At 43.5% G+C, this 16460-nt stretch carries 13 protein-coding genes; 7 read left to right on the top strand and 6 right to left on the bottom strand.

What is annotated here, in order from left to right; translation table 11 throughout:
* The first annotated feature begins 91 nt into the window (after nucleotides 1-91).
* From greA to AC0J5Y_RS04280, 6 genes are all read left to right on the top strand, one after another.
* Nucleotides 92-568, top strand: a complete 477-nt coding sequence (gene greA, locus AC0J5Y_RS04305; RefSeq protein WP_011513174.1) for a transcription elongation factor GreA — start codon at nucleotides 92-94, stop codon at nucleotides 566-568.
* A gap of 531 nt (nucleotides 569-1099) precedes the next feature.
* Complete coding sequence (locus tag AC0J5Y_RS04300) at nucleotides 1100-2059, top strand: hypothetical protein (protein WP_475131678.1); 960 nt, start codon at nucleotides 1100-1102, stop codon at nucleotides 2057-2059.
* Nucleotides 2060-2273: 214 nt separating this feature from the next.
* Complete coding sequence (locus tag AC0J5Y_RS04295; protein WP_475131677.1) at nucleotides 2274-3542, top strand: putative DNA modification/repair radical SAM protein; 1269 nt, start codon at nucleotides 2274-2276, stop codon at nucleotides 3540-3542.
* 56 nt (nucleotides 3543-3598) lie between these two features.
* Entirely contained in the window at nucleotides 3599-4483 is an 885-nt protein-coding gene (locus tag AC0J5Y_RS04290) for a TIGR03915 family putative DNA repair protein (RefSeq protein ID WP_475131676.1), read from the top strand.
* A gap of 152 nt (nucleotides 4484-4635) precedes the next feature.
* Nucleotides 4636-5883 carry a glycosyltransferase gene (locus AC0J5Y_RS04285; protein WP_475131675.1) on the top strand — a complete coding sequence of 416 codons (1248 nt, stop codon included), beginning with the start codon at nucleotides 4636-4638 and terminating at the stop codon, nucleotides 5881-5883.
* A 140-nt stretch (nucleotides 5884-6023) separates the two neighbouring features.
* Nucleotides 6024-6644 carry an aldehyde dehydrogenase family protein gene (locus AC0J5Y_RS04280; RefSeq protein ID WP_475132075.1) on the top strand — a complete coding sequence of 207 codons (621 nt, stop codon included), beginning with the start codon at nucleotides 6024-6026 and terminating at the stop codon, nucleotides 6642-6644.
* A gap of 350 nt (nucleotides 6645-6994) precedes the next feature.
* On the opposite strand, the gene AC0J5Y_RS04275 is transcribed toward AC0J5Y_RS04280, so the two are convergent.
* The 4 genes from AC0J5Y_RS04275 to AC0J5Y_RS04260 form a co-directional block, all read right to left on the bottom strand.
* Nucleotides 6995-7228 carry a hypothetical protein gene (locus AC0J5Y_RS04275; RefSeq protein ID WP_475131674.1) on the bottom strand — a complete coding sequence of 78 codons (234 nt, stop codon included), beginning with the start codon at nucleotides 7226-7228 and terminating at the stop codon, nucleotides 6995-6997.
* A 451-nt stretch (nucleotides 7229-7679) separates the two neighbouring features.
* Nucleotides 7680-9122, bottom strand: coding sequence for an APC family permease (locus AC0J5Y_RS04270; protein WP_475131673.1), 1443 nt, complete (start codon nucleotides 9120-9122; stop codon nucleotides 7680-7682).
* 323 nt (nucleotides 9123-9445) lie between these two features.
* On the bottom strand, nucleotides 9446-10708 hold the full coding sequence (gabT, locus tag AC0J5Y_RS04265) for a 4-aminobutyrate--2-oxoglutarate transaminase (RefSeq protein WP_475132073.1): 1263 nt from the start codon (nucleotides 10706-10708) through the stop codon (nucleotides 9446-9448).
* 133 nt (nucleotides 10709-10841) lie between these two features.
* Entirely contained in the window at nucleotides 10842-12305 is a 1464-nt protein-coding gene (locus tag AC0J5Y_RS04260; protein ID WP_475131672.1) for an NAD-dependent succinate-semialdehyde dehydrogenase, read from the bottom strand.
* Between the two features lie 331 nt (nucleotides 12306-12636).
* Between AC0J5Y_RS04260 and AC0J5Y_RS04255 the strand changes: the two genes are divergently transcribed.
* On the top strand, nucleotides 12637-13407 hold the full coding sequence (locus tag AC0J5Y_RS04255) for an IclR family transcriptional regulator (RefSeq protein ID WP_475131671.1): 771 nt from the start codon (nucleotides 12637-12639) through the stop codon (nucleotides 13405-13407).
* 296 nt (nucleotides 13408-13703) lie between these two features.
* Here AC0J5Y_RS04255 and AC0J5Y_RS04250 read toward each other — a convergent pair whose 3' ends face one another.
* Nucleotides 13704-14912: a CaiB/BaiF CoA transferase family protein gene (locus tag AC0J5Y_RS04250; RefSeq protein ID WP_475131670.1), complete on the bottom strand. Its 1209-nt coding sequence runs from the start codon at nucleotides 14910-14912 to the stop codon at nucleotides 13704-13706.
* A 219-nt stretch (nucleotides 14913-15131) separates the two neighbouring features.
* Nucleotides 15132-16313, bottom strand: a complete 1182-nt coding sequence (locus AC0J5Y_RS04245) for an acyl-CoA dehydrogenase (RefSeq protein WP_475131669.1) — start codon at nucleotides 16311-16313, stop codon at nucleotides 15132-15134.
* Between the last annotated feature and the right edge of the window lie 147 nt (nucleotides 16314-16460).

Genomic DNA, 16460 nt, shown 5'->3' with positions numbered 1-16460 from the left:
TATCCATTGCAACCACTCTGACACCATCTCACTACTCACTACTCACTAAGAGTAGGAGATGGTGCCCGTGTTATTGGTTTAAGGAAAAAACATGCAACGTTATCCCATGACTCCGCAAGGACATGCGGCTTTAGAAGCCGAATTAAAACAGTTAAAAAGTATTGACCGTCCTCGCATCACCGCCTCTATCGCTGAAGCGCGCGAACATGGTGATTTGAAAGAAAATGCTGAATATCATGCAGCGCGTGAACAGCAGGGATTTTGTGAAGCCCGTATCCGTGATATCGAAGCCAAGCTTGGCGGTGCACAAGTGATTGATCCTACAACGTTACCAAAAGATGGTCGTGTGATATTCGGCGTCAGCGTCGTTATCGAAAACATGGACACTGAAGAAGAAAAGCAGTACAAAATCGTTGGTGACGATGAAGCGGATTTCAAAGCCGGTAAAATCTCTGTTAACTCACCGATTGCGCGTGGTTTGATCGGTAAATCTGAGGGCGATGAAGCGCGTATTGAAACCCCAAAGGGTGTGGTTGAATACGAAATTATGAAAGTCATCTACGATTAATATAGTCATATTTTGTAGGGAATCAAATATAGTCGATTCTAAATAAAACAGATACATCATATTTCAACGCTGAACTGGTATAAATTTTTCTTGCTTGCTGTGCCTTCGCAGACAGAGGCGGCGAAAAATTCATTCCAGTCCCGCTGTATTATTTTTATACTGAACTCACTATAGTAATTTTCTTAAGAAATTAGATAAAGTAAAGCACACAAAAAGTCGTCGTTTATAGGATAGCAGTTACACAACGCTGCTTTTCTACCTAACTCGTTTTAGCGCATAATTCTTGAGTTGAGATTGCTAAGTGTATGCTTAGCAACTAATCAAAATAATCACGGATAAATCAATAGTTTGATAGTACCGTTTGACAGATAGCTTTTATCGTCTGGCCATTTACTACTATTATCAGTAATGCTGCCCCCGTTATTTGACCTCCCCTGCAGCGTCAATTAACGGGGGTTTTCTTATCTGGGCTTTCTTATTTAAGTGTTCTCTATTTTTGTGTTACTTATTATCATTTTAAAGGACTTTATTATGACCACCACTATTAATCGCTCATTCGTTGTGATGCAAAAAACAGCTACATTCACGGCAGTATCCGCACTGTTGGTAGGCACTATTATGGCTATGTCTGCTGCCAATGCCGCCACTGAAGTGACCGTTCTACCTTCTACGGGCGGTAGTACCACTGTGGTCGAGCAGTATTCTGATGGTAAAACAGCTGTCATTACTGCTACGCCCAATAGCATCGGTATGCAAGATGGCATGCCGTTTGCTGTGACGCAGGTTACCAATGTACCGCGCTACGTGGTTCGCCAAGTAGCCAGTAATGGTGTTAATAATACTGTCGTCACTCAAGGTAGTGCGACTGTCACTAGCGTACCGGTGACCAACCAAATAACCAATCAAAGCAGTCGTGTTGATGTTATCGCAGTGCCGACCAGTACTATCACTCAAGTATTACCGACGACTCAAGTACTGCCTGTTACCACAGCAACTCAGCTGCCAGTCCTAAATACGTCAGTAATCACTACCCCTGTGATCACTACTCCTGTGATCACTACCCCTGTGACTACCATTACCTCTATAGATTCTTTACAGCTTAAACCAACTTTTAGTACGCCTGATGTGGTCAATGCTCAAACCAAAGTCATGAAAATCCTCAAAAATAGTGATGGACGTGAAGTTGCAGTACCAGCTAACCATATCGCGCCTGGTGATGTGATTGAGTATCATACCGTCTATACTAATACCACAGCGCAGCCAGTGACTGATATCAATGCCATGGTTTCTTTACCAAGTGGCATCAGAATGGTGTCATTGAACAGTCCATTACCAACGCTTGCGACCACTGGTGGTGACAGTTATCAAACCATTCAGCAAGTTGGCAATACGGTCATCGTTAAAGAAAATTACTCTGGTCTTAAATGGAATTTGGTAAATCTTAATCCAAATGCCGCACAGACTGTCGTGATACGCGCTAAAGTTCAATAAATACGGCAGTGAAGTTATAGTATTAAAACTTAAGAAATACTGAATCTTATAAAAGGTCTTGTTTGCTAGGTCTCTAGCCGGCAAGACCTTTTATTATCAATGTAACGAGCGACATCAGATGTCGTCTACTGTTATTTTTTCACTCATAAATACAATGACTTACCGCTAATTTTGCTAAAATAGTCTTTCATTACTGACATGGTAAATACCGCTTATGGCAACCATCAACTATGAACGACTACAAGGTAAGCTCAACATTTTAGCGGACGCTGCTAAGTATGATGTCTCTTGCTCATCCTCCGCCGGTACTCGCAAGAACCAAGGCGGTGGCCTTGGCGATGCCTCAGCAACCGGTATTTGTCACAGCTATACCGAAGATGGTCGCTGCGTCAGCCTGCTGAAAATCCTGCTGACCAATCATTGCATATACGATTGCGCTTATTGCACCTCACGTAAAAGCAATGACACTCCGCGCGCTGCTTTTAGTGTTGAAGAAGTGGTTGATTTAACCATGCAATTTTATCGTCGTAATTATATCGAAGGGTTATTTCTAAGCTCAGGGATTTTTAAAAGTGGTGATTATACGATGGAGCGACTGGTAGAGGTTGCCAAGATATTACGTACCCGTGAGCGTTTTAATGGATATATTCATTTAAAAACCATTCCTGGGGCGTCAAAAGAGTTGTTATTAGAAGCAGGACTGTACGCAGATCGCCTGAGCGTCAATATTGAGATTCCAACCAAATCAGGCTTAGCACTCCTCGCTCCAGAAAAATCTCATGAGCAATTAAAAGCGCCGATGGAAACGGTTAAAGAAGAAATCATTACCATTCGTGAGAGTCGTAAAACGCATAAAAAAGCGCCTAAATTTACCCCAGCAGGTCAAACCAGCCAGATGATTGTTGGTGCCAGTAATGAGACTGATTTGCAAGTGATTCAATTATCGAGTCATTTTTATAAGCAATATGATCTAAAACGGGTTTACTATTCTGGCTATGTGCCAATGCTATCTGACAGTCGCCTACCAGCTATCGGTACGCCTGTGCCAATGATACGCGAAAACCGCCTCTATCAAGCGGATTGGCTGATGCGTTTTTATGGGTTTGGTGCGCACGAAATCGTTGAACCGGACTCGCCATTTTTAGATTTGGACTGCGACCCAAAGCTAGCTTGGGCAATCCGTCACCGAGAGCATTTTCCAGTCAATATCCAAACCGCAAGTTATGAGATGATTGTACGTATTCCCGGTATCGGTACAAAAACGGCTAAAAAAATAGTCAAAGCCCGCAAGTTCAATCAGCTCACATTTTATCACTTGAAGAAAATGGGCGCGGCGGTCAATCGCGCCAAATACTTCATTGCAACGACTGGTAAAAATGAGCATCTCGCACACTTAACCCGTGATAACTTTCGTCAATATGTGCTGGCGCAAACGCAGACGAAATTTAAAGATCAACGCAGTGGGCAGTTGGCTTTGTTTTAAACAGCAAAATGATAAATAAATTTAGCCAAAATCATGAAGTTATCTTAGGACAAATAATGTCGCAATCACTGTCAGAACTTGTCAAAAACCAAAACTATCAGCTGGGTCAATTGACGCCCAGTATTGTACTTTATGAGCCAAGTTTTGAAGGCTGGCTCAGTGCAGTATTTTACGTCTATTCCAATCACTTACAGGACGATACATCGCTACAGCTTATTGCGCAGGACTGTTATGTGCCGTCATTTCTCGCTCACGCCATTAGTGTAGGGACCAATATCAACCATGCGGAAAGAGTACTTACGAAGTTGAATCAACTCCTAGGGCGCTCGGGTCTGCGCAATTTACTTTGGGGTTTTTTGTCAGAAAAAGACTGTATTGGTAGCACATTGTTTCAAGTGGTCAAATACGCAATTGATTACCCAAGTCGCCATATTATGGATGATTTGGGTAATCTCAATGTTTTAGAGCTCGTGCAAACAGTCAAGTCTGTCGGTCGTGAGAAGCATCGTATGGAAGCCTTTGTACGCTTTGAGCATACAGTTGAAGACATTTACTTTGCCCGTGTTGAGCCGGATTTTAATGTTTTGCCTTTAATCGGAGAGCATTTTCGTCAGCGTTATCAAGATCAGCATTGGGCCATTTATGATTTGACGCGTGGCTATGGCATTTATTATGACAAAAGTCAAAGCACGCCCAAGCGCCCTGCAGCCCTGCAAACCATTACTGAGCTTGATGAGGCAGTACTACGTAATCCTGCCAGTATTCATAGCAAAGATGAGCAACGTTATCAGCGTTTTTGGCAAGGTTATTTTACCAACGTCAATATCAAAGAGCGTAAAAATCCACGTTTGCACAAGCAATACTTACCGCAGCGCTATTGGAAATACTTGAGTGAAAAACAAGTCCTGCCAAATGCGCCGCACCTCGAAAAACAGCGCTAATGTCTTGAATGCTTTCACTTATATCACATGTATTTATTGACGACGAATAATAGTCATCGTTCCATGCTATCTTTTTATTTTGGTGGTTGAGTTTTAAACGCTTTTCACTGACAATAACAGCTTGATATCGTCTAATAGTGACCCACGCCATTATGAAAGTTATGCGTTTACTGTCGTCTTTGAAGCATGATGAATCCGAGCGCGGTATTTTTCATCTTGGGCGTGCTTTGGTCAAAAATGAGCATACCTCAATTATTGTCTCTAGCGCTAATGAAGATAATGACTTGGTCAGACGCCTAAAGCGTGATGGCAACCATTATCATCAGTTATATATGAATAAAAAATCTTGGCTGTCCTTGTTACAGGTCGCGCCACTGCGTCGCCTGATTGAAAAATATGACCCTGATATCATTCATGTACATTCGCGGACACCGGCGTGGGTACTGCATTTAGCGCTGCGCCGTGCACGGGTAAAACGTCGACCAAAACTGGTATCGACAATGTATGGCTTCTATCCTATCAATAAATACTCACAAGCCTTGCTTGATGTTCATACCATTATTACTGTGTCTGATAGTGTGACTGATTACCTAAAAAAAGGGCTGCGCCGTGAGGAGCTGGACCCCAGAGTCATTAAACGTATCTACCGCGGTGTTGATACACGTCGTTATCCTTATCGTCATAATCCATCAGTATATTGGCTACGTCATACTTTTGCTGAATACCCTGAGCTTGAGAATAAAAAATGGCTGGTATTTCCAACCATCATCGGTAAAGAATATGGTCAAGAATGGCTGATTGATATATTGGGCAATCTTCAAGAGCAGTTCCCCAATATCCACGCCATTATTATGGATGATGATTATCGGGCAGGCGATGTCGCCCATGAAGATTTTCGTCAACGCAGCAATACTTTGGGATTAGCCGATCGTATCACTTATGTCGGCAGCAAACGCAATGATATGCGTGAGTGGTTGTCAGCGGCCAATGTCGTCATGGCACTAGCCAATCAGCCTGAATCTATCGGTATCAATGCCTTACAAGCCATTCATTTGGGTACGCCTGTCATTGGCTGGGATCAAGCGGCATTTAGTGAAATTCTGCGCCCACTCTATCCGCAAGGTTTGGTCAGAAAATACAATGCCAACGCACTTTGCAAAGCGGTGCGCAATCAGTTAGAAAGTGTGACTCGCCCTGAAATGACCAACAAATTTACCATGCGTGAGATGATTGATGAGACAATAGGCGTCTATAAAAATCTGCATGAGCAGGCATTAGCAGAAGAAAAAGCGGCAGCGGATGCTTTAGCCGTAAGAAGACACAAAAAAGTCTTTGGCGTGACTTCTGAGCCTATCATTAATAAAAAAACAGCCAATAAAGTCAGGTTAGGCAAAGACTGAACCGCCTCGGGATTGTCGGAGACTTAACAAACTGAGAGAATATGATAATGAAAACACGACAGGACACTCCCGAACTTAAAGAACGCGGCGCAATGCCCTAAGGCTGCAGAATTGATCGCTGATATGTTTAAAGAGGCGCTATCTCTGGTCGATTTGGTAACGCAGGTCAAGCCTATAACGCGGCCAAACGCCTCATCGTTATTGAGTCTGTCTATGACAAGTTCGTCGAAGGCTTTATCGATGCTGCACGTGCCATGCCGTTGGCTGATTCTCTTGATGAAAAAACCTTTATCGGCCCAATGTCTTCAAAATCTGCCGCCGTCAATTTACAAAAACAATTAGACAGTGCTGTGCAAGCGGGCGCAACGGTCTTATTAGAAGGCGGTATGGTGAAAGACAAGCCGGGCGGTTGGTTTAAGCCTGCGGTACTGACAGACGTTGATGAGTCCATGGATGTCTATCGTGAGGAGTTATTTGGTCCTGTCGCAGTCGTCTACAAGGCGAAAGATATCGATCACGTTATCAAGACTGCCAATGACGTGCCTTTCGGTCTTGGCGCTTCCATCCAAACGCAAGATGCTGCCCTAGCTGCTGATATTGCTGACAAACTAGAAGTGGGCATGGTAACGATCAACGCACCGTCTGGTACGAAAGCGAATACGCCGTTTGACAGTGTGAAGCGCTTAGGTTTTGGTCGAGAGCTTGGTACGCTAGATATCACTGAATTCTTAAACTATAAATTGATTAGTGATAAGTCTTAAGAAATATGAGCGCTTAATCGAATGAAGTGAAAAAGCCTAACGTTTGACGTTAGGCTTTTTCGTAAAATTTACTTACGATATCGGTCAGCAGCGATACTTTAATCAATCGCTTAATACTTAAATCTACTGATAAAGGCACTAAAGTAGAACTGCCGAAAATGGTAGATCTGTTGTAGATGACTATTGGTTCAGAAAACTTACTGGTTCAGGAAACCTGCGGAATAATCGTACTCTGTAAGCTTAGAAAAAATAACCAATCAATTTATTTGATGACCATATAATAAATAGTGCTCCATATCTTCATCTGAATCTCAAACGCAAACTTAAGTTTTAAAGACTTCTTAAAAAAGCTAGTATTGACGTTTTAATAAAGCGAAAAAAGCATCATTTACTAGATGGTCTTCTGCATTAAAGCGAACATATATCCCTTCGCTATCTTTTGTTGCATACCAATGCTCATCATTCGCACCAACATTTATTTGGAAAAATTTATCGCTTATGATATTACCTACAGTATAAACCGAGCCTTCTACAAAAAAATCATTGCCGCAGGTACATTTGAGTTTATCTCCGCTTTTAATCATATTTCTATCGTCCACTTTTTATCGTCCACGAAATTAAAACAGCAAACAAGAGTACGTAATTTTACTTTTTTATTTGCAAATGTCAATAAATGAATATAATACTTTCTCGTTAATTACATAAAAAATACATAAACAACTATTTGTATAGAAGAATATAGGAGTACTAGATATCTTTTAAGCGTTTAAAAACAAGCTTTTTATAAAATCAAACCATTCATCGTTCAATGACAGTAAAAATAGATATAGGCTCGACTGAAAACCTCAAATACTCCTATATGGAAAAATTAAATTAACATTATCCCTTTAAATAAGGAATCAGCATGTCATTCCAAGTTTTATTCTGACGTTCCAACCTTATTAACTCATTTTCAAGCAGCATAAAAGCCATAAAAAAAAGCCTAACGTTTGACGTTAGGCTTTTTTGTTAAATGATGAAATAGTTAACATGAGATTACTTTTTATATGGATTGTCTTTTAACCATTGCTGATTAACGATTTTTAGCTCATGCAGCTCATGATCCATGATTTCTTTACTCTTACCAGGATTTTTCATCGTGGCATAACCGTACAAGGCAGCACCTAAAACCGTCCAGCCTAGGAAGATCCACCACTCGATAGGGACAAGTGCTGATGGCATACCCGGTAGATAAAGTGTCAACATACCAAGGCTGAGGATAATGGTAATAATACCGACCAATTTACCTGCTGGTACTCTAAACGGACGTACCATATTAGGCTCACGGTAGCGTAGCACTAAGAACGAAAGAGCCACACAGGTATAAGCGATAACGATACCAAACCCGCCAGCATTAACAATCCACACGAGCATTTTGCGACCAAATAATGGCGCTAGCGTCGCCAAACCACCGATCAACAAGATAGCATTGACTGGGGTGTTGTACTTAGGATGTAACTTGCACAAAAACTGTGGCAACATGTGCGTTTTGCTCATGGCATATAGCAGACGACTACCACCGATAAGAAACGCGTTCCAGCTTGATAAAATACCTAGTACACCACCAATAACGAGCAACGTACCCGCCCATTTACCATTCCAAGCATTGGTCATCGCATCCGCCGTGGCCAATGTTGAATCTTGCGCTTGTAACAGTGGTAATGTTTTACCCACACTCCAAGCGACAGCCACATACCAAAGTACAGCGATAATAATAGAAATAATCAAAAATTTGCCGATATTTGGACGAGTCAGATTGATTTCTTCTGCTGCCTGCGGAATCACGTCAAAGCCGACGAATAAGAACGGTACCATAACCATGACAGTCATGATGCCACCCATACCACCAATAAAGGCAGGGGCTTGTACCGAATTTGAGGTCTCAGGATTGAACAGCACAGCACCAACGAATAGTAAGATACCGACGCAGAAAATACCAACGACTGCCAGCTTTTGGAACCAAGCGCTAACTTCCATACCGCGTATATTGAGCCATGTGACAATCACTGAGCCGATCATTCCGACAGCTACCCATGTGGCATAGACGTCCCATCCGGCAATGGTCCAAAGATAACCTTGACTATAATTGGGGACGATATATTCGACCACGGTAGGCAATGCTACAGCCTCGAAGGCCACGACGGAAAAATAACCAAACAAAATACTCCATGAGCAAATAAAGGAGACATTTACCCCAAGTGCGCGATGGGTATAAGTATGCTCACCACCAGTAATCGGCATTGATGCTGCCAGTTCAGCATACGTCACACCAATCAAGATAACCACAAGACCGCCGATCAAAAAGGCGCTAACTGCGCCCCATATACCTGCCGAGATGATCCAGCCACCTGCCAGTACGACCCAGCCCCAACCAACCATTGCCCCGAATGCCAGCGCAATGATATCAAACACACCTAACGTTTTCTTTAATTCAGACATAACCTACTCCTTGTCTGTGTGTCATCCGTGTAAACCTTTTACAGTTACACTATTTTTGTTTAGTGGGACAGCACCCATCATATTTACTGTATATGCCGTTTCGTATAACTACTGTTTTTGTAATTTTTTTACTATTTAACTTGTCTACTATTCCAAATTGCAAAAACAAAAACGGCGTCTTGACTTGCAAGGCGCCGTTAAAAACACACTCTAAATGAGTGCCATAAGGGCAGCCTTGCCATTGTCTTAAATACAAGTTTTAACCAAAATCAATGTTTGATTAAAAGCAATCCATCGCTAAAGTAAATGACACTCAATATTTATTAAACGGTTAGGATACCTTTAATAATATCAAGACCTTCCTGTAGCACTTCGTCTTCGACCGTCAATGGCACCATCACACGGATGGCATTGCCATACATACCACAAGACGCTAGTAATAAGCCTTGCTCAAATGATTTTGCTTTTAGGTTGGCGGCGGCAGCGGCATCAGGTTTGCCTTCGCTATCAATCAATTCAAACGCCAGCATCGCACCTTTATGACGGATATGACCGATCGTGCTTAGGTTTAAGCCTTTTAGGAATGAAGCAATGGTATCGCCAATCTCGATACTACGCTCCAGTAAGTTTTCTTCTTCGATCACTTCCATGACAGCAAGCGCAGCCACACAAGCAAGTGGATTACCAGAGTAAGTACCGCCCAAGCCGCCTACTTGCGGGGCATCCATGATATCAGCACGGCCGATGACCGCAGAGATAGGATAACCACCAGCCAAGCTCTTCGCGGCGGTCATCAAATCAGGCTCAACACCCAATTGCTCAGTGGCAAACAACGTACCGGTTCTGGCAAAACCGCACTGTACTTCATCAAAAATAAGTACGATGCCATGCTCATCACAGATGGCGCGCAATGCTTTGGCAAATGACGGCGTCACTTGATGGAAGCCGCCCTCGCCTTGGACTGGCTCGATGATCATCGCTGCTACTTCACTAGGATCGATATCTGCTTGGAAGATCATATCAAGGCTATGCAGCGCTTGTGCTTCTGTAACGTTCAACTCTTCTGCAGGGAACAATGCATGAAATACAGGTCCTGGCATAGGGCCAAAGTTCTTTTTGTATGGTAGTACTTTACCTGTCAGGCTCATACACATCATGGTGCGACCATGCCAGCCGCCAACAAAAGAGATAACGCCTGGACGACGGGTTTTGGCACGGGCAATCTTGATACAGTTTTCGACGGCTTCTGCGCCAGTGGTCAGAAAGAAAGCCTTGGTTTCACCGCTTATAGGCGCTTTTTCACACAGTTTTTCAGCCAAATCTACATAGCATTCGTAGTTGATCATTTGCGCCGCAGTGTGGGTAAATTTGTCTAGCTGCTCATGGACACGCTGAGTAATTTTTGGGTGGCTGTGACCGGTATTCAATACTGAGATACCACCGACAAAATCGATATAACGCTTGCCTTCGATGTCCCAAATTTCTGAGTTTTTTGCTTTTTCTGCAAAGATAGGAAAGGCAACCCCAAGTCCTGTTGGTAAAACAGCTTTGCGGCGCTCAAGTAATGATTGATTGGTAGTCGTCATAGGAATGTCCTTTTCTGTGTTCGTAACATAAATGCCATCTAGTGATTGGCGGTTCATTTAATACCTTTTAGATATCGAGTGGTGTTTGTTTGAAATAAAACACCGTGCGACATCTAAAAGGTTTTGTTAAATATTAGCTGATGTCAGAACACCAGTATTTGGTCGTGATATAGTCTTCGATGCCATATTTTGAGCCTTCACGGCCAAAGCCAGACTGTTTCACGCCGCCAAATGGGGCAACTTCTGTAGAAATCAAACCCGTGTTATGACCGATGATGCCGTACTCAAGGCCTTCGGTCACGCGCCATGAGCGGGCATAGTCGCTACTATAGAAATAAGCAGCCAAACCATAGATAGTATCGTTGGCGGCACGAATCACTTCTTCTTCGTCTTTGAAGGTAAAGATCGTTGCAATCGGTCCAAAAATTTCTTCAGAGGCGATATCCATATCACTACTGATATCAGTAATCACCGTCGGATTATAAGTCAGCTCTGAGGCATCATTGATGCTACCACCAGTGACCAATTTGGCGCCTTTATCGATGGCATCTTTGAGCAGTGCTTGTACCTTATCCAACGCTTTTTTGTTGATGAGAGGGCCAATATCTACGCCTTCTTCTAGACCATTACCAACTTTTAGCTCAGCGACTTTTTTGACAAAAATCTCTAAAAATTCTTCTTTGATACTGTCTTGTACATAGACGCGGTTGGCACAAACACAGGTTTGACCAGCATTACGGTATTTAGAAGCGATTAAACCTGTGGCAGCTTTTTCTAAGTCTGCATCATCAAAGACGATAAATGGCGCGTTGCCACCCAACTCTAACGATAGCTTCTTAATAGTTGGCGCGCATTGTGCCATCAGCGTACGACCAACTTCGGTGGAGCCAGTAAACGACAGCTTATGAATACGGGTGTCACCAGTTAGGATCTCACCAATGGTTGATGATTGACCAGTTACAACTTGGATAACACCTGCTGGAATGCCCGCTTGCTCAGCTAACACACCAAGTGCTAATGCTGAAAATGGCGTTTCGGTCGCAGGTTTGACGATAATCGTACAGCCTGCTGCCAAAGCGGGCGCGACTTTGCGCGTGATCATCGCGGCTGGGAAATTCCAAGGCGTAATAGCGGCACAAACACCGACTGGCTGCTTGAGAACGACGTGACGTAGCTGTGAGCTATTGGCAGGAATGACATCACCATAAACGCGCTTACCTTCTTCTGCGAACCAGCGGATAAAGCTATTGGCATACCCTACTTCGCCGCGTGACTCAGTGAGCGGCTTGCCTTGCTCAGCAGTCATAATGATGGCAAGATCTTCTTTATTGGCATCAATAAGGTCGGCCCACTTTTGCAATAGCTCGGCACGCTCTTTGGCTGTTTTTGCCGCCCAAGCAACTTGAGCCTCATGCGCATAAGCAACCGCGTCATTGACATCTTCGGTCGTCAGGCTTGGTACTGTACCAATCAGCTCATCGTTAAAGGGATTGTTTACATCAAGCACCGCATCATCACTAGCGACGTGCCAGCCGTCTTTAACGAAGCAAGATTGTTTGAGTAGGTCTGGATTTGATAACTGTAGCGTATGTGACATGTTGACGCTCCTTGTCATATAGGATTTATGTTTAGAAGGATAGATACAATAGGGTATATGAAATAATTATTGATAATTCATTTTTTGTTCAATATACTGAACACGTATTCTATATATGAGACATCATTATAAGAATGATATGACGCGATTTGCAACCCTTAAATCCCATTATTTTAAAAATTATACCAATCCCAAAAAATATAATGGATTGCGCCAAAAGCATTTGGCCTACTAAATGTAGTATTGACACTTGTTTTTTTACTATTCAGATTTTTGAAAATGGTATTACTTTATAATGCTTCTTTTTTTATCTTATTTTTACAGGTGACCTATGAGCGCAACCGCCGTTCCTGCATTGGACAAAACGTTTCAGATTTTGGATTTAATTACCGATAGCACGCAACCTTTGACAGCGGCTCATATCGCCAAAGAACTTGGGCTGCCTCGTAGCTCTACCCACAATATCTTGCAGAGTTTGTTGACCAAGCATGTTATCTACAAAGACCCTGAAAGCCGCTTTCATTTAGGCTCTTATTTGATGTATTGGGCAGGCAAATACGAACAACAGCAGGGTGTCGTCCAATTGTTTAAAGATTTGATTGTGCAATACCCTGTGCTACTTCAGCACACGGTCACTTTGTCAAAACTGGATTTGGGAGAAGTGGTGTTTTTGGCTTGTCATGAGTCAACTGCGCCGCTCGGCTTTACCTTTCGTGCTGGTGTGCGTGTGCCAGCCGTGTTTTCTGCCACAGGCAAAGCCATGCTATCCACGTTGTCTATGGACAGTATAAAATCATTGTATAAAGAGAGATTTCCCACGCCCATGACCCAACATGGGGTCAAGAATTTTGCGGATTTATCCACCGAGCTTGCGGTGATTCAGGAAAGTCGAGTCTCACTCGATGATGGGCAATTGCGTGATGGCATGTACTGCTTGGGCACTTATATCCGCAATGCGTCGGGCAATGCCGTTGCTGGTATGGCGGTCAGTTTTTTGCAAGGAGAATACGAAGCGAAGCGTGCTGAGGTCAGTGCGGTACTGATTGAATTGGCTGAACAAATTGAGCAGTGCTTGGGCTTTAATCCAAACGCTAGCAAGTAACATCATTGGTATTCTAGATCGTTGACCTTAAATGAAATAGATACATGACATTATGATGCGAGACTGGGATAAATTTTTCTTGCTGTGCCGTTACTGCTATAGTTGAAATACTTTAAAGTCGCTACAGTGCTACTGGGATAAATTTTTCGAAGCCTCTGGAGTGCAAGGCGCACAGCAAGCGAGAAAAATTGATACCAGTAGTACAGGACTATTGATGTATCGATTTTACTTTTCATTGACTATATAGGCTACGAAATATTTATCTCAATCTCGCTGTATTGAACATTCAGTGCACTTTAAACAATGCCGTCTGCTTTGAGCTTGGCGATCATGTCATCATCATAACCAAGCGCCGCCAAAGTGTCGTCGGTATGCTCGCTCAAACTTGGCGGTGGCGTGCGATAGCTTACGGGTGATGCGGATAGTTTGATGGGATTGCCCAATGCGCGTACCGGACTGCCTTGAGCCGCAAAATCAACAATCATCTCACGTGCTTTTGCTTGCGGCATCGCCAAGGCTTCGGCCACGTTATGAATCGCCCCGCATGGAACTCCTGCCTGATCCAAAACCGCTAACCAATACGCGCGCGGACGTTTGGCAAATCTTTCGGTAAGTGCCTCACACAGCACATCACGATGAGTGACACGATCAGGATTGGTCATAAAACGGTCGTCTGTATGCCAATCGACTGCTAAGACTTCGCATAACTTGGCAAACTGGCTGTCATTACCACAAGCCAAAATAAAGTGCACCTCCCCTTCAGCCGCAAACACTTGATAAGGCACAATGTTGGGATGCTGATTGCCGAGTCTTGGCGGGATTTTATCTGAAGCCAGATGATTCATCCCGACATTGGCCAGCATAGCGAGCGCACTGTCGAGTAATGCAACATCAACGTGCTGTCCAAGTCCCGTATGTTGACGCGCTAATAATGCCGCTTGAATACCAATCGTCAACTGCAACCCTGCAAACAAATCAACGACAGCCACCCCGACTTTATGCGGCTCACCATCACTAGGGCCAGTAATACTCATGAGCCCTGATAGACCTTGGATAATATAATCGTAGCCGGGGCGCGCAGCATCTGGACCCGTCTGCCCAAAGCCGGTTAAAGACGCATAAATCAGGCGCGGATTGTCTTGTTTTAGACTGTCATAATCTATGCCGTACTTTTTTAGACCGCCCACTTTAAAGTTCTCTACCAAAATATCACTGTCAGCAATGAGCTGTTTGATAATGGTCTGTCCTGCTGGCGTGGTGATATCTACAGTCAACGATTTTTTATTACGATTGATGGTGGCATAATACGCGGACGTGTCATCGCTGAAGGTTGGCGGTGCCCAGTGGCGCGTTTCATCACCGATATGTGGACGTTCAACTTTGATGACGTCAGCCCCCAGGTCAGCGAGTATTTGGGTACAAGAAGGGCCTGCCAATACTCTCGATAAATCGAGCACCTTAATACCATGCAGTGCACCGTTTGGCATATCAACCATGTCCGTCATAATAGTCCCTTATTCTGTAACGTATTCTTTGTTAATTTGATAATAAAATTGCTATTCATTATCTAATTTTTCGTGTTTTTTAATGACACGCATTGACAAGTAAATGGTGAATAACAACTGAAAAACGTACGCTACTGTTGATGCTCTTTTGAATAAAAAGCCAAGCAGCAACGTACGTTATAAAAAATAGCTGTGTTAAATATTTCTAATTAAAAATGCTTAAAAGAACGCTTGAATGCCCGTCTGTGCACGGCCCAAGATGAGTGCATGAATATCGTGCGTACCTTCATAAGTGTTGACGGCTTCTAAATTCATCACATGACGAATAATATGGAACTCATCAGAGATACCATTACCACCATGCATATCACGAGCTATACGTGCGATATCGAGCGCTTTGCCACAATTGTTGCGCTTAATCAGTGAGATCATCTCAGGTGCAGCGTTGTCCTCGTCCATCAAACGACCGACAAGTAACGCGGCTTGCAGACCTAGGGTGATTTCTGTTTGCATATTGGCAAGCTTCAACTGTACCAGCTGGGTCGCTGCTAGCGGACGACCAAATTGTTTGCGATCTAATGTGTACTGACGGGCGGCTTTCCAGCAAAATTCAGCCGCGCCCATTGAGCCCCAAGCGATACCATAACGCGCTTTGTTTAAACAACCAAACGGCCCTTTTAGACCACGAATATCTGGGAAGGCATTGGCTTCAGGGACAAACACTTTGTCCATAACAATCTCACCTGTCACTGACGCCCGCAGTGAAAATTTGCCTTCGATTTTTGGCGCTGATAACCCTTTCATGCCTTTGTCTAAGATAAAACCGCGAATATCGCCCTCGTCATCTTTTGCCCAAACGACAAACACATCAGCGATAGGACTGTTGGTAATCCACATTTTATTACCCGTCAACTCATAACCACCATCGACTGCACGCGCACGCGTCGACATCGAAGCAGGGTCTGATCCTGAATCTGGCTCTGTCAGACCAAAGCAGCCGACATATTCTCCAGTTGCCAGTTTGGGCAGATATTTTTCTTTCTGCTCTTCTGTACCATAGGCATGTATCGGATGCATGACCAAGCTTGACTGCACACTCATTGCTGAGCGGTAGCCTGAATCGACCGCTTCTACTTCCTTGGCAATCAGACCATAAGCGACACTTGACAAGCCAGCACAGCCATAACCCTCGATGGTCACACCAAGTAAACCCATTTCACCCATTTGACGCATGATATTGCGGTCAAAGTTCTCATTACGATTGGCTTCAACAATGCCGGGCATCAGCTCTTTTTGAAAAAACTGACGCGCACTGTCCGTTACCATACGCTCTTCATCTGTAAGCTGGTCACGTAATAAAAAAGGATCTTCCCAATTAAAGCGTGGGCTAGAAGTTGCCATGTGGTGCTCCTTGTTATCAGCCATCCTGACCGACGATTAATGGTGAATATGATGCTTTGGCTAAATCTACTATTGACTTCAGTATTCCGCTGTGCGAAACTCAGTTTCATAATATGAACTATTTAAGCAAAATTTTAGCGTCCTGTA

Source organism: Psychrobacter sp. TS_SC_6 (genome assembly GCF_056156305.1).
This window is presented reverse-complemented; position numbering and strand designations above follow the sequence as displayed.